Genomic DNA, 22,537 nt, shown 5'->3' with positions numbered 1-22,537 from the left:
CGCACACCAGGTCCGCATCATACGGAGGGGCAGAAGGTCTGAGTACCCGGCTACTCACGACATGACTCTGTCTCAACGGCAGGTTTCACAAGTCCTCGCGCGGCACCCGAGGTTCGAATCCGGCTCGAATTCCAGGCACAGCACGCACCGACAGCATGTCGGTCCGCCGCGCTTCGCCGGACACACGGCCCCGACGATCGAGGATGCCCGACTGCGTTCATTCATCCGCACTCGGACTCGGTGGCAGCGTCCTCTCGGCACCGGGTGCCTCGGCGTCCGGCCCGGCGGGGGCCGGGGGAAGGTCTCTGGATCGTCGGCGGAGAACGTCACGAGCGGCGCGGACGCCACGCGCTGGGGCAGATCCGAGCCCTTCCCCCCGACTCGTCCGGCACACACTCCTCAGTGGCCCGTGTGGTTCCCCGCCCACACCGTGGGGGTTCGGCCCGACCACGGGCTTGCCTGTTCGAGCTGTCCGGCGAGGCGGAAGAGCCGGCCTTCGAGCCCGTATCCAGCAGCGAACTGCATACCGATCGGGAGTCCCGTACCGGCGTCGGCTGTCAGGGGCACGGACATGGCGGGTGTGCCCGCCACATTGAACGCCGCGGTGAACGGCGAGCGGTCGAAGAGGCGGCCGATCCAGCCGAGGCCGTCGAGTGCCTCCGCGCCCTCGGCATAGGTGCCCAGGGGCACGGGAAGCTCCGGCACGGTCGGGGTGAGCAGCATGTCGTGAGTGTCGAAGTACCGCGCCAGGCTTCGAGCGACCCGGTTCCGGATCGCGAGAGCGGTGACGAACTGGGCGCCGCTGACCCGCTGCCCGTAGTGGTAGGCGGCAAGGCTCACCGGCTCAAGGGTCGAGGAGTCGATGGGCCTGTCGAAGGCGGCGGCCAGCCCGTCGATCGAGGCCGTGAGATTCGCCGTCCACAGACGGGCGTTGGCCAGGACGAACTCGTCCCAGTCGACCCCGAGGTCCACCGTGACCTCCGCCACCCGGTGACCGAGGGATTCGAGCAGACGCACGGTACGAGCAAGAGCGTCGGCCACTGGTGTGGCGGTGCGGCGTCCGCCCCATGCCCGAGTGAGGACACCGATCCGCAACGAGCCGGGGTGGCGGGTGACTTCCTCCGCGTACGGCCGGGACGGCTGCTGGGCGAAGTAGGGATCACCCGGTTCCGGGCCACGGATCTGGTCGAGCAGTACCGCGCTGTCGCGCACGGTGCGGCTGACGCTGCCCTGCACCGCCAGGCCGTTGAAGACTTCGTCGACGCCGGGGCCCATGGAGACCCGGCCACGGGTGGGTTTCAACCCGAAGAGGCCGTTGTAGGAGGCGGGGATACGGAGCGATCCTGCGGCGTCGGTGCCGTGTGCGATCGGGACCACCCCGGCGGCGACGGCCGCACCGGCGCCCCCGCTGGATCCGCCCGCGCTCCGCTCCACGTTCCACGGGTTGCGGGTCGCGCCGTACAGCACTGGTTCCGTTGTGATGCTGTACGCCATCTCCGGACTCGCGGTACGCCCGAACGTCACAAGGCCGGCGCGACGGAAGCGCAGCATCAGGGAGGAGTCGGCCCCGGCCACATTGCCGGCCGCGAGACGGCTCCCCAGCTCCGCTCGCCTCCCCGCCATGGCGACTCCGATGTCCTTGATCAGGAAAGGGACCCCGGCCAGCGGTGTGCTGCCTGGGCTGGGCTCGTCGTCGGCCGGCCATGTCTCCACGATGGCGTTGATCCGCGGATTGACCGCCCGCGCGGCCTCGCGTGCGGCTGCTTCCAGTTCGGCGGGTGCCACCTCGCCTTTGGCCACCAGCTCCGCGAGCCCGACCGCGTCGAAGCTCACGTACTCGGAAACTCTCACAGTCACTCCCAGGAGAAATCACGGTATCGATACCGTTGAGTACCTGATGATACCCATCGGTATCGCATGGAACGGACTGGTACCGTAGCAGGAGTCGTGGGCCCCACAACCGACCGGACGTCACGGAGTAGTCATGGCATCGACCGTCAGAAGGCCGAGCAGGGTGGCGAAACTGCCGCCTCGTGAGCGCATCCTCGACGCGGCGGAAGAGCTCTTCCAGAGCGAGGGGATCCAACGGGTGGGTGTCCAGGCGATCGCCGAGCGGGCGGAGACCACCAAAATGGCGATCTACCGGCACTTCGAGACCAAGGACGCGCTGGTCGCGGAGTGGCTGCGGATCGTCGCCGCGGACTACCAGGCGGCCTTCGACCGGGTCGAGGCCGAATATCCCGGCCGGCCCAGGGAGCAGATCCTGGCCATGGCCCGCTTCATCGCCGAGGGGTTGCCCGCGATCTCGCACCGGGGCTGCCCGTTCATCAACTCCATCGCCGAGCTGCCCGACCGCTCCCATCCCGCACGGCAGGTGATCGAGAAGCACAAGGCGCTCCAGACCCGCAGACTGGTCGGCATGTGCGCCGAGGCCGGGCTGCCCGACCCCGCGCAGGCCGCGGCCGAGATCACCTTCGTACTCGAAGGCGCACAGGTCAGCACGCAGAACGGAAGCATCGATCGGGCGGGGGACCGACTGATGAGGATCGTGGCGGGGATCGTGGATCAGCACCGCTCCGACCTCGGCGCGTCCCGGGCGAGCACCGACTGACCGCCAAGTGGCCGCCGGGGGCCGCACCTTCGGCTCGGCCGTGGTGACCGGCGGCGGGAGGCCGCCGGGCAGGTATCGAGGGTGAGCGAAGTAGCCTCGTGCCTATGGGTGTGTTCCTACCGTTGCTGATCTTGGTCGGGGCCCTGGCGGCAGTCATGGGCTTCTTCGCGTGGCTGGCCTCACGTATCCGTCGCCGGGGCCTCGCGGGCGCGGCCATGAGCGCGGCCTTGGCCTCCTACGAGGAAGCTTTCCGTATCACGGCTCATGAGTCGTACGTGGAGATCCGCGCTCAGGCGGAACGCAAGGCCCCGGTCCTGTCGCCCGACGATCACTGGCGGCGAGGTCCCGGCGAAGCCGGTCGTACGGGTACGGAGGATCGCCGCCCGCTCCCGTCGCGTCCTCGGCGGTGGCGAAGGGGTCCTGGTCGCTGGTTCGACCGGCTGAGGCGCGGTCGCTGACCAGCGGACACCGTGTTGTGTTGTGTTGTGGAGTACGGGAGTAGTCGTCCGGCCGTGCCGGAGCCCACTGGCCGCCCACCGACCATCGGTCGGGTCCCTCGCACATCGATCGAGCGTGTCGATCAATGCACTACGATGAGTCACCCCGCATCCGAGGAACCGGAAGGTTGGTGGGAGTCAGCGTGAGCAAGCCACGGGGGAACGGTCGCACGGGCTCGGATTCCGGGCAGAGCGTCTGGCTGCGCCGGCCGCCCGCACCCCGCCAGGAGCCGCCGCTGACCAGGGAGCGCATCACCGAGGCGGCGATCGCCCTGCTGGATGATGAGGGCATGGAGCGGCTGACCATGCGTCATCTCGCGGAGCGTATCGGCGTCGGCGCCACAACGCTGTACTGGCACATCGACACCAAAGACGATGTCATCGACCTCGCGACCGACGCGATCTTCGCCGAGGCCCAGCTCCCCGGCGGGCATGACGGCGACTGGCAGGAGAGCGTCGTGGATCTCCTCTCCAGATACCGGGCCATGCTCCTGCGGCACCCGTGGTGCGCGGCGCTCCCCATGCCTCAGCGGCCGTCGATCGGGCCGAACTTCCTCGCGTGGCTTGAGTCCCTCCAGGCAACGCTGTCACGGGCGGGTTTCACGGCACGGCAAACGCAGGCCGCCTGCTGGCTTCTGTACAACCACGTCCTGGGGTCGGCCGCGAGCCAGTCCAGCCTCGACTGGTCCAGGGCCGAACGCACCGCGGCGCAGGAGCAGTTGCGGGGGCAGCGGGACAAGTACCCGACGCTCGTGGAGTACGAGTACATGCTCGACGAGGACTGGGAGGACAACTTCCGCGCGGGCGTGCGCTTCGTTCTCGACGGCCTGGAGTCCCAGCTCGCCACCACCGGCTGACAGCCCTTCCCTGCCCGGCAGATGACCGGAGACCGGCGGCGCCTCCGTCCCCGTCACCCTTGACCACCCGGGCCGGTCGGGCCGGTCGGGCGTCGTGGTCCGGGCGGCTCACTTCTTGCCGATGTGCAGCGCTTCCTTCTTGAAGACCTCGAAGTAGCCGGGAACGCCCTGGGTGGTGATGACCTCGACACGGGAGCCGACGTGGAGGCCGTCGACCGCCTCACGCACCAGTACGTCCGCGAGGTCCTTGCGCGAGGTGAACCAACCGGGGTGACGGGCCTCGCTGACGATGTAGTCGGTGGTGGTCGTGGCGTCGAAGAGACCGGCGGGGCGGATGACCGTCCACTCCAGCCCGCTGGCGCTCACGATGTCCTCCATGCGGCTCGTGTCCTCATAGAGGGGACGGCCCATGGCGAGCAGGATCGGCACGATCACCTTGCGGAAGACGAACTTCTCGCCGGGTGCGTCCTTGTAGTTGGCCCCGATCGAGCTGACGCAGACCAGGCGCCTGATGCCCTGGTCGTGCATCGCCTTGATGACGTTCGCGGTGCCCTCCGAATAGACGGTCACCGGCTCCTTTGTGTACGGGATGCCGACGGTCGAGATGACCGCGTCATGACCGGCGACCGCGCGCCGCACCTCGTCGGGGTTCAGGATGTCGGCCCTGACCACGCTTAATCGAGCGCCGGTCAGCGGGAAGGCGTCCGGCCTGCGGGTCACGGCGGTGACCTCGTGCCCCTCGGCGAGTGCCTGTTCGGTGGTGAGCCGGCCCGTCGGGCCGTTCGCGCCGAAGATGACCAGTTTCACGTGTTCCTCCTGTGCGGGGTGACGTGGTGCGGCCGCGGGCGTATGACCGCGAGAGACGGCTCCACGGCGAACGCCGATCGGGTACTCGAACGTTGTTCCATGGCCAGATCAACGTACCACCCTCAGATGGAGGATCGAGTGGTGGACCTACCGCCGACATGCGGACCACTCGCGGCCCAACGGGCCGCCGAGAGCGCCGCGTTCCCGCATCAGTGACTCGCCGTCAGCCCGCCGAGTCTCGTGCGGCGAGCGCCACGCGCCCCGGGCGAACAAGGCGACAGCCTCATCAACCGGCGCGTTGTGTCCGTGGACGACGATGCTGTCGAGGCCGAGCACGGCCGGACAGGCCTTAGCAGGACTCTTCCAGGTAAGCCCGCGTCAGCGCACCGGCGCGCGTGAACCAGTCGGCCAGTACGGCGATCTCGTCGGCCGTGTAGTCCGCGAGGAGCTCTGCGAGGAGCGCGTAGTACGGGCCGTAGACGGCCCGTACACGCTCGGCGGCGGCCGGGACCGCGGTGATGCGAACCCGGCGCCGGTCGGTCGGGTCCGGTTGGCGGGTCACCAATCCGCCGCGCTCCAAGCGGTTGACGATGCCGGTCACCGCCCCCGTCGTGACGTGCGCACGCCCGGCCAGATCGCCGGCCGTGACCGGGGAGTCCCCGGCCTCCAGAACGTACGCGAAGCAGATGAGGTCCGTAACGCTCAGCCCCAGGTTCCGGGCGAACTCCTGCTGGCCGACGATTCTCGACGCGACGAGGTCGTCCATCGCACTGCTCACGTCTGACACGGAGGCGGCGGGACGGGGCTTGCCCTCCATTGAATTCCCTTAGAACATAAGATAAATTCCTCACTTGCTAAGACATCATAGACCCTGCTCCGGGCCGTGCCGCGGCTTGGCGGGCGCGAGGAGGCAGGCACATGAGCGGACATCAGTACGACGAGGGCCACACCATCGCGGGATGGACTGGTTGCGCCATAGCCACAGCCGGGGCCGCGGTCGCCGGCGTGGGCATCGTCGGTTGGCGCCCGGGGATCTGGCTGGGGGCGGTCATCATGGCGTTGGCGGCTCTGGTTGCATGGGGCCTGCACCTCGCGGGTTGGGGCAAGCCGCCCGGCGTACGGGCCGCCGACCAGTGGGGTTTGAGGGTGCGGGACCGCTCCGCACGCGAGGGGCACGTCGGCTGCCTCTGGTGCCGGCTGGCCGGTCGGCGCGGCGTTCCGGTACACGCGGTCGCCGTACCCAAGCCCGCCGTTCCCACCCCTCGTGCGGATTCTCAGGCTGACCTGTTGTCCTGATTCCGGTGTCGAAGGGCAGGACTGTCGGGGGGGCAGGACTGTCGGGGGGCAGGACTGTCGGGGGGCAGGACTGTATGTACCGGAGAGCTCAACCCTGTTGGCCTTCACGAAACCGGCTGCGCGTACTCGTTCGCGAGGCTCTCCCCGCTCCCGGAGCAGTCGCCCCGGAGTAGCCGCCCCCGGTGTAGCCGCCTCTGGAGCAGCCGCCCCCGGACGGACAGCAGTTCCGCTGCCCGTCCGGAGCGGCCGTGCCACCGCGGCTCAGTTGCCGCCGTCGAGGACCTCGCGCAGCCTGTGCGCGAAGGCCTCGGGCTGTCCGGCATAGCCGAACTCGCCATCGAGGAAGCCGCCGTGGTGGCTCGGGAACACCGTCGCCCGCTGACCGAGCAATTGGGCTGTCGCCACCGAGGTGCGTCCGGTGAACGTGTCTCCGGTCTCCTCGCCCACCGCGATCACGACCCGAGTCGGCGCCGCGTTCAGCGCGTCGGCATCGGGCCGGTAGCCGCTGACCGCCCAGGACCGGTCGGACAGCAGCGGATCCTCACGGGAGCCGTCATCCTCGGTCGGCATGCCGAACGCGGCGGGATCCGGCGCGGGCTGGGCGAGGTACTCGTCGGTGAACTCGCCCTGCCACGAGGTCATCACGATGAAGGCCGCCATCCCGGCGCCCCACCCTTTCGCCTCGTACGCGTCCCGGACACCGGCCCGGGCGCGCTCGGCCGCCCCGGCGTCGGGGAGCAGCGGAATGAGCGGCGGCTCGTGCGCCACCAGGGTGGTCACACTCTCGGGGAACGCCGCCACGAGGGCGAGCGCGGTCACCGCACCGCCGCTGCTCGCGAACATCTCGACCGGTCCCACACCGAGCGCCTCGATGATGGCGCGCACATCGGCGGCCTGGATCCCGGGCGCGTGGTCGACCCGGCCGTCCTTGCGGGTGCTGCGGCCGAGGCCGCGCGGGTCGTAGGTGACGACGGTGCGCTCGGGGAAGTACGACGTCAGCGCACCGAAGCCGCTGGCGTCCATGGGCTGGCCGATCATGAGCAGCGGCGGACGTCCGTCGGTGGTCGGCAGCGGGCCATGGACGTCGTAGGCGAGATCGACCTCGGGGGTCCTGAGTATCTGAGTAGTCATAACCGTGTAGACGCTTTCCGCATCGAGAACTCATCGGTCCCCGTCCCCGGACGTCACGCTGTGGACCGACGGTGGAGGCAAGGTCCACCGGGCCCCGCGTCCAGTGGTGGGCGCGGCCACGGTGGCCACCTGGTCCGCGGCCACCAGCACCGTTACCCATCAGGCCCTGGTGATGTTCCTGCCCGGCATCGGTTCCGCGAGTGCCGTCCGCCATTCCGGCGCGCCGAAGGTGTCCGCGAAGTACTGCGTTTCGTGCGCCACATGCCCGTCGGCGAATTCCATGATGCTCACCGAGTAGGTGGGCACCCCGTCGTACGTGATGACACACTCGCTCACCCACAGATCCCCGCCGCCGACAATTCGGTGGACGGTGAAGTGCCGGCTGGCCGGGTGCCCCCCGCGTTGCGCCGAAATCGTGTCCCGGCCCCGGAATCGTTCACCTGACTGGGGATAGTCGAGAATCGCGTCCACGGCGTAGATGGCGTGTTCGGCTTCGGTATCCCCACGTTCCGATGCCTGCCAGTGTTCCTCGATCGCGGCCCTGGTCCGGTTATCAGGGGTCCGGTTGTCAGGATCCATCGCGTTGTCCCTTCAGCAAGCGGCCGGAGCGATCTGAGGACCTGGGAACGCTTCGCGGCTTCATACCAGGACGCCGGGCCGTTGAACGTAGCGAGCGACGGTGACAGCGTAGACGCCCGACGCGGCGATTCGGCTTCACGACAGCTGCGGATCAGGGTCCCGTGACCGCCCGTGAATGGCAGGCCGGTCGTCGACCGGGTCGTCCGCATGCGCCTGGTCGAACGTGTGTCTAGGCTGGAATCGGGTGATTTCCTCACATTCGTTATGAGGAGATGTGTGATGGCGAAGGTGCTTTTCATTGTGAGCGGAGCGACGTACTGGGTACTCAAGGACGGCACCAGATACGCGACCGGCTACTGGGCCGAGGAGTTCGCGAACCCGTACAAGGCGATCACGGACGCCGGCCATGAGGTCGTGGTCGCGACACCCGGCGGCGTGACCCCGAGTGTCGACATGATGAGTCTGCGCCCGTCAATGGCAGGCGGCGAACAGGGAGCCCTCGAACTGGAAGCCATCATCCGTGACGCGGAGGTGATGCGGCGTCCGCTCAAGCTGTCGGACGTCCGCCTCGAAGACTACGACGCGGTCTATCTGCCGGGCGGGCACGGCCCGATGGCGGACCTGGCGCTCGATGCCGACGCGGGCCGGCTGCTGACCGCGCAACTCGCCTCGGGCAGGCCGCTCGCGATCGTATGTCACGCCCCCGCCGCGATGCTGGCCACCAGGATTCACGGCGAATCGCCCTTCAAGGGCCGGCAGGTCACGGGGTTCACCAACGAGGAGGAGGAAGGTGTGGGATTGGCCTCCAGGGCGACGTGGCTGCTGGAGGACGATCTGAAGGACAAGGTCGGCGTCGACTACAGCCGCGGCGAGACCTGGAAACCGTACATGGTGGAGGACCGTAACCTCGTCACCGGGCAGAACCCCGCATCCGCCGCGGTTCTGGGCGAGCGGTTGCTGCAGATCCTCGCTTGATTCCCCGGACTTGATTCCCCGGAGGCGTCCGCCCCCGGGCTCTTCGGCGGCTGGACGGAGCCGACGGTCGCGGTAACGGCCTAACAGGTGTGTCGTCGCACCAGCGGGTACGAAGTAGATCATGGCGTGAAGTCTTCGCTCGGCCGGCAGCTCGCGAAGCACATGCTTCACATCAGAGTGCCCGTTCCCCGCGCGGGCAGCGGAACCGCGGGAAGCGTCTCCGTTGCGACGTGAGGGAGCGCCCGTTTCGGTCAACTTGTCTGTCTGCGCATGGTGTTTGGCTTTCGCAGATGCATATGCTCCTGTCTGGTTCGAACAGGACCTCACCTTCGCCGGCGTCCAGCCGACGTCGGCGATCCACTGAACGGGAGGAGTCTCATGAGCACCAACCTTCTGCTGGAAGACACCACCGACCTCGCCGAGCTGGACCTCGACATCCAGATTTCGGAGACCGAAGGCGAGGGCCCCGCGTTCGCGTCCGGTGGCGCCACCTCGCCCAGCACGTTCGGGTCGCCCTGCAACATCTGTTGTTTCTAGGCGCTCCCTGGGCCCGGTCTGACAAAGCCCGCGTGGGGCGGGGTCCCTGCCCCGCCCCACGTGGGTGCTGCCAGTTCTCGGGATCGAGGGGAGCGAGGGGATCGGGATCGTGGAGGGGGCCGGAACACGTGCGGGATGACCACTACACGCCGCAGGAGTGCCTGTTCGTACGCATCACGGCGATGCCCCGCACCGGACCGGGTGGCCCTCCCCTCGGCGACTCGGCCGCGCACGTGCGCGAAGCCGCCGCCGACCCGCTGTTGCGCGAGGCTCTCCACGTAGCCAGCGGCAGCCTCGCCGACTCGCTCGACCGGCTCGACGCGGGCGCCGACCTCGGGGCCAAGCGGCTGCGCCGTACGGCGCTCTCCCTCTCCCGGTACACACTGCGGGCCGAGACCAGGCCGACGCCCTTCGGACTCTTCGCCGGTGTCGCACCCGCCCGGACGTCGGACACCACGCGAGTGACACTGTCCGGCCCCGGCGAGAAGGCGGTACGGCCGGACGCCGCCTGGCTGACACGGCGCGTCAGCGAATGGCTCGAACTGCCCGAAGTACGCCGGGGCGTCGACGTGATGCTGAGCGACCTGTGCCGGACACGGGGCGAACGGCTCGTCGTCCCGGGCACCGGAAGCGAGGCCTCCGTCCGCAACACGGCCCTGGTGACCTGGGTGTGCGAGCGGACGACGCGGCCTGTCGGCTACACCGCGCTCCTGGAGCAGGCGTCCGTCTCGTTCCCCCGTCTCACCCCTGGCCAGGTGGATGCCACGCTGTCTCAACTCGTACGGCATGGGTTCCTGTTGACCTCCATCACTCCACAGGACCTCGGCGACGAGCTGTACGACCGCATCGCGGCGGCGATCGCCCCCGTCCCGGCAGCGGCGGCGGAACTCGCTTCCATACGCGCCGCGCTGAACGCCTACGCCGCGACAAAGCCGGGCGAGGGCCGCACGGCCTGGCGCGGGCTCATGCGGCTGACCGACCCCGAGGGCACCGCTACCAGGCCGCCCGTCCACGTCGACCTGCGGATGGACGCCGACCTGCGGATCTCGCGGGCGGTGACCGAGGAGGCCGCCCGCTACGCCTCCGCCATGTGGGAGATCTCCGGCGACTGGCAGACCCACACGCATATGCGCACCTACTGGGACCGGTTCCTGGAGGCGTACGGCACCACCGGGGTGGTGCCACTGGGCCAACTCGTCGACCGGCACCGGGGCATCGGCTTCCCGCCCGGCTATGGCGAGCGCGCCGACGGAGAGTCCACGGGGCACCAGGAACCGGAGCAGCTGCCCAAGGAACGCCGTCTGCTCACACACGACCTGGTGCAGGAGGCGCTGCTGAGCGGTGACGACGAGGTACGGCTCACCCCCGGCCTCGTCGACCGGCTGGCCGCGGGCCGGACGGCCGGCTCGACCCCACCCCCGCCCAGGTCGCTCGAACTCTGTTTCCATCTGCTGGCCGAGAGCGAACAGGCCATCGACCGCGGCGACTTCACGCTCCTGTCCCCGCCGTACCCGGGTTCCTGGGTCGCCGGTGCGACGGTCGGACGATTCGCCGAGCTCGTCGGGATGGAAGACGAACTGGCCTCGCTCCTGGCCGGTCTCGGCGACACCGGTACGGTGCCGGCCCAGGTGGTGTACCGACCGCACACGGTGCGCGGGCTCAACATGGCCCAGGTCCCGCGTCTGCTGCCGCACCGGATACCGGTGGGCGTGTACGCCGACCGGAACGCGCCCGGCACCCTGGACTGGCGCCAACTCCTCGTCACACCGGGGCCTTTCGGACTACGGCTGACACTGCCGGATGACGGACGTGAGGTCCTGCCCGTCGTGCCGCATATGCTCGCGCTGGACCGGGAGGCGCCGCCGGTCGCCCGGCTGCTGGTGGAACTCGCCTCCGGCAGAGCCAGGACATGGACGGGCTGGAACTGGTGCGGGCTGGAGGGACTCCCCTACCTCCCCCGTGTGACATACGGCCGTGTCACGATCTTCCCCCGGCGCTGGGTGCCCGACCGGCACCTGCGCGACGCGGCGGAGGGCACTTCCGGCTGGGAGCAGGCGGTCGCGGCGTGGCGGGAGCGCTACCGCGTACCCGACGAGGTGAACCTCGCCAGGTGGGACCGTATGTACCGGGTGGATCTCACGGACCCCTGGCGTCGGGAGGTGTTCCGCCAGGAAGTCCGCGGCGGTGGCTCTCTGGCGATCATGGAGGATCTCACGGACGGCGGACGCGCACTGGGCTGGTCCGGCGGACACGGCGCCGAAGTGGTCATTCCGCTCGCCCGGTCCACCGCGCCGGATCAGGGCCAGGAGACCGAGACCGCCCGCCGGCCGCGCCGCCCCGTGCCCGCACCCCGGCCCACGGACCACACCGTGCGGCACCTGCCGGGTGAGGAGTGGCTCTACGCCAAGTTCTACGGGACTCAGGACACCCACGACGAGTTGCTGCACGCCGCCCTCCCCACGCTCGTCCGCGAGGTCGCGGACGACCTGCGCAGCTGGCACTACCTCCGCTACCGCGATCCCGAACCCCATATCCGCCTCCGCCTGCACGGCGAGGCGGAAGCCCTGCGGACCAGGGCCTTGCCCCGGCTCGCCACGGTGAGCCGGGCCTGGCAGGAGGCAGGGCTGATCAAGGGCATGGTCCTCGACACCTACCGGCCCGAAACCGACCGCTACGGCGGGCCCGACGCGCTCGCCCACGCGGAGCGGATGTTCTGCGTCGACAGCCAGTCGGCACTGGCCCAGCTCGGCATGCGGGCGCGCGGCGCTCTCGCGCTGCCCTCCCCCGTGCTCGCGGCCGTCAACCACGCGCTGCTGCTGGAGTCACTCGGCGACTGGGACTGGTCCGCCTGGATCAGCCGCGCTCTGCCCAAGGGGCCCGCCCACACGACCTACCGGAAGTACCGGGAGCGGGCCATGTCGTTGATCGTGCCCGGACGTACCGCCCAGAGCGCGGCCCCCGCACTGGGCGCCCCGCTCGCGGGCCTGTGGAGCACCACGCCGGAGACCGCGAAATACGGTGCGCTGCTGCTGTCCGACGGGGGACGGGCGCCCGGTACCGAACAGCACGCCGAAGCCGTTATGGCGCTGCTGCATATGCAGCACAACCGTCTCTTCGGCATCGACAGAACCGGCGAGGACATCGGCTACGCCGTACTGCGCGGCGTGGCCCGCGACCATCAGGGCCGCCTGGCCCACGCCCGGACCAGGGACGCGGGCAGGGACAGGGACAGGGACACGGGCAGCGTGATGGACAGAGGCAGGGAGAGGGACAGAGGCACGGACCGGAACAGGCACAGGGAGGTGACCGGATGACCGCCCCGCGTTACGCGGACGAAGCCCGGGAGGTCGCCGCGCAGGTCTTCGACCGGCTCGCCGACCCGGAGTCCACCGCCGCCGACACCCGCATTCCGGGCGACTCCTCGCACATCACCCTGGGTGAGCCCCTCTGGCAGGATCTGGCCCTCTCCAGCGGCTATCCGGGGGTGTCCCTGGCGTTCACCGGCCGCGGCACCCCGGGCCCCGCCGACGCCGCGCGAGCGCACGCGTATCTCGTCCGGGCGATGCGGGCCACGTCCGCCACCGCCCACGCCCCGGGCGGCATCTACACCGGTCCGGGCGCCGTCGCCTTCGCCGTCCTCGTCGCCCATCGCGCCACCGGCGGTTACCGCTCCGCTCTCGGCCGGCTCGACGACCATCAGCGCCGCCTGGTCCGCCGTGCGCTTCCCGAAGTCCGTGACGTCCCGGCGCCGACCAACGGCGAGTTCGAGGTGGTCCGCGGCATGAGCGGAGTCGGCCGCTATCTGCTGGCGCGCCGGGAGCAGTGCGAGGAGGAGCTACGGCTCGTTCTCGCCTATCTGACACGTATGGCGCACGGCGAGATCAGCCACCGGGGCCGGCGAGTCCCCCGCTGGTGGACATGGGCAGCGCCCAAGCTGGGGCAGGAGGTCGAGATGCCCGACGGGCACCTGAACCTCGGGCTCTCGCACGGCGTGGCGGGGCCGCTCGCCCTGCTCTCGCTGGCCTGGCAGCAGGGCGCGGTCGTCGACGGTCAGCGCGAGGCCATCGAACGACTGGTCGGTCTCCTCAAGCACTGGACGTACGAGAGCGAGGGCGGACCGCTCTGGCCTCCGCATCTGACCCTCGAAGACTGGGTGGCCGGGCCGGGCATCCCGTCACCGCGCCAGCGCCCCTCCTGGTGCTACGGCGCGCCGGGGATCTCCCGTGCGCTCCAGCTCGCGGGGCTCGCACTCGACCACGCCGAGTGGCGCGGACTGGCCCACCGCTCCCTGCTGCCGTTCCTGACCACCGATCCGGACAGTTGGAGCATCGACAATCCCAACGTGTGTCACGGGTGGGGCGGGATGATGCATCTCCTCGCCGTGCTCAACGAGTCCATCGGCGACAAGCGTCTGGCCGACCTCGTCGACGACATGGCGGCCCGTACTCTCGCCCAGTTCCACCCCGAGTACCGGTTCGGGTTCCGGGCCCCCCTCACCGGCGCCCCGCAGGGCACCGACGTCCCCGCGTTCCTGGAGGGCGCCACCGGCACGGCCCTCGCCCTCGACGCCTACGCGGAAGGCCGTACCACGACGGACTGGGACATGGCCCTGCTGCTCGCCTAGGACGAGCCGGGAAGCGGGACGGTGGGCGGGCCGTCCAGTGGAAGAAGTCCATGGGCTTCCCTCCGTTGCTCGAATGCGAGACGGCGCGAGTCCCGGCGGAGAGGGCCTCCATGAAGCGCGGTCGCGTCCCCAGATCGCCACCGAACTCCAGGGCAAGGGTCCACTCCCCTCCCTGCACCGCATAGTGCCAGCGGCCACTGACACAGGTCCTCGGCTCTGCCGCCGGAACCGGCGGGCGAGATCGGCGGGTTCGATGAGTGGCGAGTCATGAGGCATCGTGGAAGACGAGGCCGAGGGTGTGCCGCCGGCCGGAGCGGACGGTGCTCACCCCGTGCCGCATGGGGCCGGCGGACCAGCCGCGCTTGGACGCGACGGGCCGGTCGCGGGTGGTGAAGATCAGCCCGTGGCCCTGGGGCAGGGTCGTGGACGATCCACGGGACTGGGCGCGCGGGCGCTGCTCGGTCATGATGAACTCGCCGCCGCTGTAGTCGACTCCGGGCACGTCCAGGCCGATGACGACCTGGAGGGGGAAGACGGCCTCGCCGAACACATCGCGGTGCAGGGCGTTCCAGTCCCCGGCGCCGTACCGGAGCAGGATCTGCGCGGACTTGGTCTGGCCGGCCGCATGACAGCGCCCGAGCCACTCCTCCAGGGTGTCCGGCCAGGGCGACGGCCGGCCGAGTCTGTCCGCCCAGTCGCGAGCGATGGGCAGCAGACGCGGATAGAAGGCCTCCCTCAACTCTCCTACCATGGAGGGGAGTTCATGGGTGAAGTAGCGGTACTGGCCGGAGCCGAAGCGATGGCGGGCCATGTCGACGGTGGTACGGAACCGCTCGGTCTCGTCGTACAGGGCGACGATCGCGGCGCACTCGTCCGATGTGAGCAACCGGCCGGTGAGCGCACTGCCGTACGTGTTGACCTCGTCCGTAAGCGCCGCCCAGTCCGCCGCGTCGACCCGTGTGGCGAGCGTGGGCTCAAGGTGGGTGGTAGTGCCGATCATGGTGCCCTCCCTGGGGCGGTGGACGTCGGGGGCCATGACCGCCGCCGGAACTCGTCGCACTGACCGTCATGGACAGGTCATGGACAGGTCATGGACAGGATGGAGCTCTCCTTGCACGCTCCATGCTGGGGGCGGCCGGCATCATGCGCTGGCGGCATTCGGACATCACACTGCGGGGGGGGCGGCCGGGCGGCGGGCGTCACCTCCTCCCCGCGGCTCAGCCGCCACAACACATCGGTCCGGGTGTCGGTCAGCCCGGCCTCGCCGATGCCCCCTACCAGGGCACCGGCGCTCCGTCCCAGTTGACGAACGTTCCAGTGGGGCCGTCGTCGCCGATGAGCGCCAGACGGACCACCGCCGCGGCGGCCTCGGCGGGATCTCCGCCGTCAGCGGCGGTGGTGGCGGTGGTGGCGTTCAGACCGGTCCTGCGCAGTCCCGGGGCGAACGCGTTGACCTTGATGCCGTCCTCGGCCAGGCTCTGGGCGTACAACACGGTCAGCGCGTTCAGCGCCGCCTTCGACGACCGGTAGGAGGCGAAGACACCTCGATATCCGGCCATCCGCTCCGCCGCCCAGGCCAGGGACGCCGTGCCACTGGAGATGTTCACGATCCGGGGGTGAGCGGAGCGGCGCAGCAGAGGCAGCAGCGCGTTCGTGACCGCGACCGGGCCGAACACATTGGTCTCGTAGATGCGACGGAAGGCGTTCACGTCCTCGTCCTGGGCCGGCAGGGCGTCGTCCGATACCCCGGCGTTGTTGACCACCACGTCCAAGGCGTCGATCCGCTCCGCGGCGGCCGCGATGCTCGCCGCGTCGGTGACGTCCAGCAGCAGGGGCCGCGCATCGCCACCGATCTCGGCGGCGGCGTCAGCGGCACGCTCGACGCTGCGCGAGCCGACGTAGACCGTCAGACCCCGGTGGACGAACTCCCGCGCGATCGCCTTGCCGATGCCCTTGTTCGCGCCGGTTACCAGCGCGATCGAGATATCCATACCGGTCACCGTTCCACGGCCCCCAGTCCTCATCCAGGGTAAAGCTATACCAGGCGGCACAGCACCGGGCTCCCGACGTAGGCCCGTTGGGTGACCGGCGCCGGGTGGCTCGTGGGAGCCGCCGCGGTCGGGGCGAGAACCTGGTGTTCCAGGACATGTGATCAAGCTGAGCCACCCAGCCACCCGATGAATTACGTGTCATGTTCATTGACAGGCCCACGTATCTCCGTCACGCTCCGATTCATCCGATGACTGGAGGAGGGTGGATCCGCATGGCGATCCATGTCCGTATGCGCACCACTGTGTTGATGTTGTGTCTCGCGCTCGCGGCAGTACTGGTCGCCGCGCTGCCCGCCGGCGCCGAGCCCACCGGCGCCGAGCCCGCCGTCTGGAAGGTCTCCGCCCCATCCGCACATGCCGGGCACGGTCCTGGTGCCGTCCTCAGGCTCGATCCCTCCGGCGGCCGCCTCTCGCTGGAGGTGACCCACGACGGGCAGACCGTCATCGAGCCTTCTCCCCTCGGAATCGTCACGGAGAGAGCCGACCTTTCCACCGGGCTGCGCCTTCTCGGGCGCGGCGATCGTAAGGTCTTCGAGTCGTACCGCACCACCGTCGGCAAGGACCGCACCCGTCATGCCCGGATGACCGAGGCGCGCTTCCGCTTCGGCACCGCGGACGGCGCCAGGCTCGATGTGCTCGTGCGGGTCTCCGGCGACGGGGTCGCCTACCGCTATGTCCTTCCTGCCGACACCGGCGATGTGGTCGGCGAGGTCTCCGCGTTCACCCTGCCCACGGGCTCGGCGGCCTGGCTCGGCACGTACCGGAAGGACAACGAGAACCTGTTCGTCCAGTACGACGCCGCCGCCGCCCCCACCGGCGAGTACATGACGCAGGCGCTGTTCAAGGCCGGTGACAACTACGCGCTGGTCGCGGAGTCCGACCTCACCGGGACCTACTCGGGCGCGCGCCTCGTGCATGACACGGGGTCGGCCACCTACCGGGTCAGGCTCTGGGACGAGCGGGTGCGGGTCGACGGGCCGCTCACCACGCCCTGGCGTGCTGTGATCACGGGCGATCTGGCGACCGTCACCGAGTCCACGTTCATCGACGACATCGCCCCCGCCTCGAAGGTTCGTGACACCTCCTGGATCAAGCCGGCGCCCGCGCTCTGGACCTGGCTCGCGGGCGGCAGGCCGGCTGGGCAGAGTCTGGAGAAGCAGAAGGCGTACGTGGACTACGCGGACCGGCGCGGCTGGCCGTACACCGTGGTCGACGCGGGCTGGTACTTCGATCCGGACCAGTGGGACGTCACCGATCCCGACTGGCAGACGAACAGCTGGCTGCCGGAGCTCGTGCGGTACGGCCGTGAGCGCGGCGTCGGCATCCAGGTCTGGATCCACCACCGTGATCTCGACACCCCCGAGGAGCGGGAACGGTGGCTGCCGACCCTGGAGGGGTGGGGCGTCAAGGGCGTGAAGATCGACTTCATGGACTCCGAGGCGCAGGAGACGTTCCGCTGGTACGAAGCGATCCTGGCCGGGACGGCGGAGCACCACCTCCTCGTCAACTTCCACGGCTCGACGGTCCCCAAGGGCATCCATCGCACATGGCCGCAGGTCATGACCATGGAGGGCGTCAACGGCGAGGAGAAGAAGACCAATACCCCGGAGCATCTGGCGACGCTCCCCTTCACCCGTAATGTCATCGGTGGAATGGACTTCACGCCGGGCGCCTTCCATCGCGCGGAGCGTCCCAACGCCGCCTCGGATGCCGGGGAGTTGGGACTCTCCGTGCTCTACGAGTCCGGCATCCAGAACCTCGCGGGCACGCCCGAGTCGTACGACGCACGCCCCGAGGCCCGGCGCTTCCTGGAGCAGATCCCGGCGGCCTGGGACGAGACGCGACTGCTGGCGGGTGCCCCGGGCAGGAGCGCGGTCCTGGCCCGGCGTGACGGCGAACGCTGGTTCATCGGCGGCACCTTCGCCGGCGCGGCCCGCACCGCCGAGGTGCCGCTGCGCCTCGGCCACGGCGAGTGGCTGGTGGAGACGGTCACCGATGGGCCAGGTGGCCTGGTGCGCGAGGGCAGGGTGCTGCGCGGCGACGCGAAGCTCTCCGTGCCGGTGATCGCGGACGGCGGCTTCGCGGCGTTGGCGTGTCACTGGTATCAGGGCCGCACCGGCTGCGACCGGTAGATCCCCCCTGTTCCTGCCTTCACACCTTCCTTCAAGCGACAGCTCGGATCAATCACGCCCGATTCATGTGAGCCACCGGGAGGCACCATGGCCACCGCACCAGATCCATCGAGAAGGACTCTGCTCGCTACAGGCACCGCGTTGGGCGGCGCGCTGGTCGTGGGAGGCGGCACGGCCGTACCGGCCCAAGCCGCCTCCCCCGCCGGGGAATCCGGATCACCACGGAACGCGCCGACGGAACCGCACATATCCCCGGACACCTGGCGCACCGTCCTCGACGACGCCGACCCGGTATGGCAACGGATGCCGACGACCTGGTACGAGGGCCCGTTCCTCGGCAATGGCTTCCTCGGCTCCGGCATCTACGCCGAACCGGGCGCGAACGCGATCCGCTTCAATGTCCAGCACTCCGAAGTCCAGGATCACCGGCCGGAGTTCGGTTCACTCTTCGGCCTTGCCCGGCTGCCGATCGGTTACTTCACCCTGGAGCCCGTCGGTACCATCACCGGTCTCGACTGGCGGCTGCGGCTGCGCGACGCCGAGCTGACCGGCACCCTCACCACCACCGCGGGCTCCCTGACACTGCACGCTTTCGTGCACTCCTCGACCGACCTGCTCGCCGTCGAGGTCACACCGAGCGAGGGAGAGCGCGGCTTCCGCTGGGTCTTCCACCCGGCCGTGGCGATCAGCCCGCGCGCCGCGTTCAAACCCCTCCCCCCGGGATACACGGCCAATCCACCGGCCACGATCGAACGGCACGGGGATGTGACCGCTGCCGTACAGCAGCTGCTCGCGGGCGGCCGGCATGTCACCGCCTGGCAGGAAGTGGCCCGTCGCGGCGGGCGCACCCTCTACGCGACGGTCGCGCACTCCCACCCGGCGACCACCGCCCGCGACCGTGCGCTGCGCTTCGTGCGGACGGCTCGGGCGGTGCCGTACGGCGTGCACGCGCTCCCCCATCGCGCGTGGTGGCAGCGCTACTACCGGAAGGGCTTCCTGTCGCTGCCCGACGCCCGGTTGCAGCGCTTCTACTGGCTCCAGCTCTACAAGGTCGCGGCGGCGGCCCGCAAGGACGCGCCGGTGATGGCGACCTCCGGGCCCTGGCTGGAGCCGACGCCCTGGCCCAACACCTGGTGGAACCTCAACGTCCAGCTTGAGTACTGGCTGATCCACGGCTCCAACCATCTGGAACTCGACGCCGTCACAAGGGCGTTGAGTGAGTTCCGGGATCAGTTGAGCAAGGAGGTCGCCCCGCCCTATCGCGGGGACTCGTACGGCATTCCGCGCACCACCGACCCCCAACTCGTCAACGGTGGCGCCACGTCGGGAGATCTGGGCTACGGCGTCGGCATCCCCGGCCAGGACCCGCCCACTCCCGAGGTCGGCAATCTCACCTGGGCACTGCACAACGTCTGGCTCAGCTACCGGCACACCATGGACGAGGCGATCCTGCGCGATGTCCTCTTCCCGCTGCTGCGCGGGGCCGTCAACTACTATCTGCACTTCCTGTCCCCCGGCGCCGACGGCAAGCTGCATCTCCCGGCGACCTTCTCCCCCGAGTACGGGGTCAACGCGCCCGACTGCAACTACGATCTGATGCTGCTGCGCTGGGGCTGCCGTACCCTCCTCGACTCGGCCGAACTGCTGGGCAGGCGGGACCCGTTGGCGGACCGCTGGCGCGAGGTGCTGGCCAAGCTCACGCCGTATCCGGTGGACGGCGACGGTTACATGATCGGGGCCGGGGTCCCGTTCGCCAAGTCACACCGCCACTACTCGCATATGCTCGCCGTCTATCCGCTGTACGAGGTCACGGGCCGGACGGCCGACGAGCGCGCGCTGATCGAGACTTCGCTCGCCCACTGGGTCGGCTTCGAAGGAGCCCTCCAGGGTTACACATTCACCGGTGCGGCCTCCATGTCGGCGCTCCTCGGCAAGGGCGACGACGCGCTCGGCTATCTCGGCCGGCTGATGACACGCTTCATCCAGCCCAACACCATGTACAAGGAGTCTGGCCCGGTCATCGAGACCCCGCTGTCCGCCGCCCAGTCGCTGCACGACATGGTGTGCCAGTCCTGGGGCGGCACGATCAGGGTGTTCCCGGCTCTCCCGGCCGTCTGGCTCGATCTGGCCGTACACGACTTCCGTACGCAGGGCGCCTTCCTGCTCAGCGCGGTGAGGGAGCAGGGCGCGACCCGCTGGGTACGGCTCACCAGCGAGGCGGGCGCCCCGTGCGTCGTACGCCACGGCTTCGTGGGAGCCGTCGACGTCCGGGACGGCCGGGGTCGGCGCATGAGGTACGAGCGGACCGGCGAAGGCGAGATCCGCATCCCCCTCCGCACGGGTGAATCGGCGCTCATCACCGCGGCCGGCGACGCCCCGGACCTCACCGTCCGCCCCGTCACACCCAACGAACCGGCCACCCGGTGGGGGCTGCCCGCCTGATCCGTCTCGTCTCAGCGGAAGGATCCCGGCCGACCGCCTTTGTCACTCCGGCATTGGCGGTCGGCCGCCCGTCTTCGATTCAGGAATCGTTTCTCTCCTATCCGGCGCCCCCTTTGCCACCGCGACATACGGAAGCGCGTCCGGCGCGCTCATTCCTCCGCGGAGAGCCGACATCGCCGACCCGGTCCGGGCAACTCCGTCCATCCGTAAATGCCTTGATGTGATTGGCGCACGGTCGGACACCATGAGTAACCAACCGCGCTCACCGGGCAGAAGCCGCTCAACCGCCGCCGTATCCCTCTCCCAGGCCGAGGCACCTTTCCGCCGGCGACCTTCGTACGGCCGTGCGTCGATACCTACTTCCAGTGGGCACAGAGGGTAGTTGCGCGTGTCACGCGGACAACCTCCCTACTCTCTTGGTAGATAGCCCCGCTCAAGTAATTCCCAGACCAAGGGATTCCCTTTCGGAGCCCCTGAGGGGAAGAACGTATGCACAGTTCGCGAGGTACTGTCGGACCGTCAATCGGAGCCCGGCTCGACCGACTTCCGGTGACCGCACACCACAAGCGCTTCGTCAATGTCATGGCGCTCGGCAACTTCTTCGAAATCTACGAACTCTTCCTGACGAGTGTTCTGTTGAGCACTCTCAAGAACACCTTCTCCCTGAGCGGCTTCACCCTGTCGCTGTTCCTCGCGTCGACCGTCGTCGGAAGCTTCGTCGGCGCGGTCGTGGTGGGTCGGGTGGCGGACCGGATCGGGCGGCGCGGCGCGTACATGATCACGCTCAGCCTGTACTCGGCGGGGACGATCGCCTGTGCCTGTGCGCCGAACATCTGGACCTTGATCGCCTGCCGTTTCGTCATCGGCATCGGGCTCGGCGGCGAACTTCCGGTAACGGATTCCTATCTGGCCGACATTCTGCCGCCGGCCCGGCGCGGTTACTACGCGGCGAGGGCATACACCTGTGCCCATGTCGCCGTACCCGTTGTCGGGGTGCTGGGCCTGCTGCTCGTCGACAAGGCCCCGTTCGGTGTCGCGGGCTGGCGGTGGATGTTCGCGATCGGGTCCCTCGGCGCGCTGCTGACCTTCTTCGTCCGCAGAGGTCTGCCCGAGTCACCCCGGTGGCTGGAGACGGTCGGCCGGTCGGCGGAAGCGGACAAGGTGACCGCCGTCTTCGAGAAGGCCGCGGAGGCGGAGGGGTGGAGGCCGCCGCCCGCGCCCACGAAGGAGGAGACGGTCCCCCCGCCCGTGGAGAGGAGCCTGCCCGTCCGGGCGCTCTTCCGGGCTCCCCTGGCCCGCCGTACCGCCCTGATGGCCTTGCTGTGGGCTCTCGGGCCGATCGGATACTACGGCTTCCACAACCTCGCCACGCTCGCACTGGAGGCGAAGGGCTTCGATCTCGGCAGTTCGCTGACGTTCATGACGCTGTCGCTCCTCGGATCGCCGATCGGCTCGTATCTGTCCATGCACATCGTGGACAGGGCCGAGCGGAAGTGGATCCTGTGCGCGGCGCTGACGGCCATGGCGGTGATCGGACTGGCTTACGGATACGCGCAGTCGCCGGTGATGATCACGGCTCTCGGTTTCTGTTTCACCGTGGTGACCAACATCAAGACCAATGCCACCCACATCTACCAGTTGGAACAGTTCCCGACGAGCCTGCGCACCACGGCCAACGGCTGGCTGTTCTCGCTGAACCGGCTGTCCAGCGCGGCGGCGCCCTTCTATATGATCCCGCTCTTCTACGGCGCCGGAGTGGGTGCCGTGTTCATCGTGGGGGCGGCGGCGATACTGCTGGCCGCGACCGCTGTCGCGTTCGGCGTGCGGACCAGAGGGCTGTCACTGGAGAACATCGGTACGGCGTCCCGGCCCGAGGGTTCGCCGACGGCCCTGATCCCTTCGCCGGCCACTCGCGCCACGACCAGGAAGCCGTAAGTAAGGCTCGGTCGCGGGCGCCCATCTCGCCGTGGATACGGGCGTGTTCGCGGCAGTCGGGTG

17 protein-coding genes and 2 pseudogenes are annotated in these 22,537 nt (G+C 69.4%); 11 read left to right on the top strand and 8 right to left on the bottom strand.

Annotated elements, in window-relative coordinates; genetic code table 11:
• Positions 1-399: 399 nt before the first annotated feature.
• A complete protein-coding gene (locus tag AB0M67_RS30350; RefSeq protein ID WP_365750660.1) occupies positions 400-1,851 on the bottom strand; it encodes an amidase in 1,452 nt (483 codons plus the stop codon).
• 133 nt (positions 1,852-1,984) lie between these two features.
• On the opposite strand from AB0M67_RS30350, the gene AB0M67_RS30345 reads away from it, so the two are divergent.
• Both AB0M67_RS30345 and AB0M67_RS30340 read left to right on the top strand, forming a co-directional pair.
• A complete protein-coding gene (locus AB0M67_RS30345) occupies positions 1,985-2,611 on the top strand; it encodes a helix-turn-helix domain-containing protein (RefSeq protein WP_365750658.1) in 627 nt (208 codons plus the stop codon).
• A gap of 640 nt (positions 2,612-3,251) precedes the next feature.
• Positions 3,252-3,965 carry a TetR/AcrR family transcriptional regulator C-terminal domain-containing protein gene (locus AB0M67_RS30340; RefSeq protein WP_365750656.1) on the top strand — a complete coding sequence of 238 codons (714 nt, stop codon included), beginning with the start codon at positions 3,252-3,254 and terminating at the stop codon, positions 3,963-3,965.
• 108 nt (positions 3,966-4,073) lie between these two features.
• Here AB0M67_RS30340 and AB0M67_RS30335 read toward each other — a convergent pair whose 3' ends face one another.
• Both AB0M67_RS30335 and AB0M67_RS30330 read right to left on the bottom strand, forming a co-directional pair.
• The gene (locus tag AB0M67_RS30335; protein ID WP_365750654.1) at positions 4,074-4,772 is read right to left on the bottom strand and encodes an SDR family oxidoreductase; all 699 of its coding nucleotides are present in this window, start codon (positions 4,770-4,772) and stop codon (positions 4,074-4,076) included.
• Between the two features lie 349 nt (positions 4,773-5,121).
• A complete protein-coding gene (locus AB0M67_RS30330) occupies positions 5,122-5,589 on the bottom strand; it encodes a MarR family transcriptional regulator (protein WP_365750653.1) in 468 nt (155 codons plus the stop codon).
• 101 nt (positions 5,590-5,690) lie between these two features.
• Between AB0M67_RS30330 and AB0M67_RS30325 the strand changes: the two genes are divergently transcribed.
• Positions 5,691-6,068, top strand: a complete 378-nt coding sequence (locus AB0M67_RS30325) for an HGxxPAAW family protein (protein WP_365750651.1) — start codon at positions 5,691-5,693, stop codon at positions 6,066-6,068.
• Between the two features lie 261 nt (positions 6,069-6,329).
• Here AB0M67_RS30325 and AB0M67_RS30320 read toward each other — a convergent pair whose 3' ends face one another.
• The gene (locus AB0M67_RS30320) at positions 6,330-7,199 is read right to left on the bottom strand and encodes an alpha/beta hydrolase (RefSeq protein ID WP_365750649.1); all 870 of its coding nucleotides are present in this window, start codon (positions 7,197-7,199) and stop codon (positions 6,330-6,332) included.
• 43 nt (positions 7,200-7,242) lie between these two features.
• Between AB0M67_RS30320 and AB0M67_RS30315 the strand changes: the two are divergent.
• A pseudogene (locus AB0M67_RS30315) lies at positions 7,243-7,368 on the top strand (RNA polymerase subunit sigma-24); the annotation flags it as partial.
• Here AB0M67_RS30315 and AB0M67_RS30310 read toward each other — a convergent pair.
• Positions 7,359-7,778 carry a nuclear transport factor 2 family protein gene (locus tag AB0M67_RS30310; RefSeq protein ID WP_365750648.1) on the bottom strand — a complete coding sequence of 140 codons (420 nt, stop codon included), beginning with the start codon at positions 7,776-7,778 and terminating at the stop codon, positions 7,359-7,361. The pseudogene AB0M67_RS30315 and the gene AB0M67_RS30310 sit on opposite strands and share 10 nt — an antisense overlap.
• A gap of 279 nt (positions 7,779-8,057) precedes the next feature.
• Between AB0M67_RS30310 and AB0M67_RS30305 the strand changes: the two genes are divergently transcribed.
• The 4 genes from AB0M67_RS30305 to AB0M67_RS30290 all read left to right on the top strand — a co-directional run bounded on the left by AB0M67_RS30305 (position 8,058) and on the right by AB0M67_RS30290 (position 13,914).
• Complete coding sequence (locus AB0M67_RS30305; protein WP_365750646.1) at positions 8,058-8,753, top strand: type 1 glutamine amidotransferase domain-containing protein; 696 nt, start codon at positions 8,058-8,060, stop codon at positions 8,751-8,753.
• A 378-nt stretch (positions 8,754-9,131) separates the two neighbouring features.
• Positions 9,132-9,290: a hypothetical protein gene (locus AB0M67_RS30300; protein ID WP_365750644.1), complete on the top strand. Its 159-nt coding sequence runs from the start codon at positions 9,132-9,134 to the stop codon at positions 9,288-9,290.
• 128 nt (positions 9,291-9,418) lie between these two features.
• Positions 9,419-12,604, top strand: a complete 3,186-nt coding sequence (locus AB0M67_RS30295; protein WP_365750642.1) for a lantibiotic dehydratase — start codon at positions 9,419-9,421, stop codon at positions 12,602-12,604.
• On the top strand, positions 12,601-13,914 hold the full coding sequence (locus AB0M67_RS30290; RefSeq protein ID WP_365750640.1) for a lanthionine synthetase C family protein: 1,314 nt from the start codon (positions 12,601-12,603) through the stop codon (positions 13,912-13,914). The genes AB0M67_RS30295 and AB0M67_RS30290 overlap by 4 nt, the downstream gene beginning before the upstream one ends.
• A gap of 43 nt (positions 13,915-13,957) precedes the next feature.
• On the opposite strand, the pseudogene AB0M67_RS30285 reads toward AB0M67_RS30290, so the two are convergent.
• From AB0M67_RS30285 to AB0M67_RS30275, 3 genes and pseudogenes are all read right to left on the bottom strand, one after another.
• A pseudogene (locus tag AB0M67_RS30285) lies at positions 13,958-14,092 on the bottom strand (DUF6461 domain-containing protein); the annotation flags it as partial.
• A gap of 87 nt (positions 14,093-14,179) precedes the next feature.
• Complete coding sequence (locus AB0M67_RS30280) at positions 14,180-14,914, bottom strand: 2OG-Fe(II) oxygenase (protein ID WP_365750638.1); 735 nt, start codon at positions 14,912-14,914, stop codon at positions 14,180-14,182.
• Between the two features lie 274 nt (positions 14,915-15,188).
• The gene (locus tag AB0M67_RS30275; protein ID WP_365750636.1) at positions 15,189-15,905 is read right to left on the bottom strand and encodes an SDR family NAD(P)-dependent oxidoreductase; all 717 of its coding nucleotides are present in this window, start codon (positions 15,903-15,905) and stop codon (positions 15,189-15,191) included.
• 272 nt (positions 15,906-16,177) lie between these two features.
• On the opposite strand from AB0M67_RS30275, the gene AB0M67_RS30270 reads away from it, so the two are divergent.
• From AB0M67_RS30270 to AB0M67_RS30260, 3 genes are all read left to right on the top strand, one after another.
• Positions 16,178-18,097: a glycoside hydrolase family 97 catalytic domain-containing protein gene (locus tag AB0M67_RS30270; RefSeq protein WP_365750634.1), complete on the top strand. Its 1,920-nt coding sequence runs from the start codon at positions 16,178-16,180 to the stop codon at positions 18,095-18,097.
• An 87-nt stretch (positions 18,098-18,184) separates the two neighbouring features.
• Positions 18,185-20,539 (top strand): glycoside hydrolase family 95-like protein, encoded by a 2,355-nt coding sequence (locus AB0M67_RS30265; protein ID WP_365750632.1) that lies wholly within the window; start codon positions 18,185-18,187, stop codon positions 20,537-20,539.
• Between the two features lie 489 nt (positions 20,540-21,028).
• On the top strand, positions 21,029-22,474 hold the full coding sequence (locus AB0M67_RS30260; RefSeq protein ID WP_365750630.1) for an MFS transporter: 1,446 nt from the start codon (positions 21,029-21,031) through the stop codon (positions 22,472-22,474).
• Positions 22,475-22,537: the final 63 nt, after the last annotated feature.

Source organism: Streptomyces sp. NPDC051662 (genome assembly GCF_040681655.1).
Lineage (GTDB): Bacteria > Actinomycetota > Actinomycetes > Streptomycetales > Streptomycetaceae > Streptomyces.
Note: the sequence above shows the minus strand (reverse complement) of the source record. Positions and strands in the feature narration are given on the sequence as shown.

Bases quoted from the DNA above. Each gene is read 5' to 3' on its own strand.
- AB0M67_RS30345 (WP_365750658.1), top strand. From the start codon at position 1,985: ATGGCATCGACCGTCAGAAGGCCGAGCAGGGTGGCGAAACTGCCGCCT.
- AB0M67_RS30330 (WP_365750653.1), bottom strand. From the start codon at position 5,589: ATGGAGGGCAAGCCCCGTCCCGCCGCCTCCGTGTCAGACGTGAGCAGT.
- AB0M67_RS30325 (WP_365750651.1), top strand. From the start codon at position 5,691: ATGAGCGGACATCAGTACGACGAGGGCCACACCATCGCGGGATGGACT.
- AB0M67_RS30320 (WP_365750649.1), bottom strand. From the start codon at position 7,199: ATGACTACTCAGATACTCAGGACCCCCGAGGTCGATCTCGCCTACGAC.
- AB0M67_RS30310 (WP_365750648.1), bottom strand. From the start codon at position 7,778: ATGGATCCTGACAACCGGACCCCTGATAACCGGACCAGGGCCGCGATC.
- AB0M67_RS30305 (WP_365750646.1), top strand. From the start codon at position 8,058: ATGGCGAAGGTGCTTTTCATTGTGAGCGGAGCGACGTACTGGGTACTC.
- AB0M67_RS30300 (WP_365750644.1), top strand. From the start codon at position 9,132: ATGAGCACCAACCTTCTGCTGGAAGACACCACCGACCTCGCCGAGCTG.
- AB0M67_RS30290 (WP_365750640.1), top strand. From the start codon at position 12,601: ATGACCGCCCCGCGTTACGCGGACGAAGCCCGGGAGGTCGCCGCGCAG.
- AB0M67_RS30280 (WP_365750638.1), bottom strand. From the start codon at position 14,914: ATGATCGGCACTACCACCCACCTTGAGCCCACGCTCGCCACACGGGTC.
- AB0M67_RS30275 (WP_365750636.1), bottom strand. From the start codon at position 15,905: ATGGATATCTCGATCGCGCTGGTAACCGGCGCGAACAAGGGCATCGGC.
- AB0M67_RS30270 (WP_365750634.1), top strand. From the start codon at position 16,178: ATGGCGATCCATGTCCGTATGCGCACCACTGTGTTGATGTTGTGTCTC.
- AB0M67_RS30265 (WP_365750632.1), top strand. From the start codon at position 18,185: ATGGCCACCGCACCAGATCCATCGAGAAGGACTCTGCTCGCTACAGGC.
- AB0M67_RS30260 (WP_365750630.1), top strand. From the start codon at position 21,029: ATGCACAGTTCGCGAGGTACTGTCGGACCGTCAATCGGAGCCCGGCTC.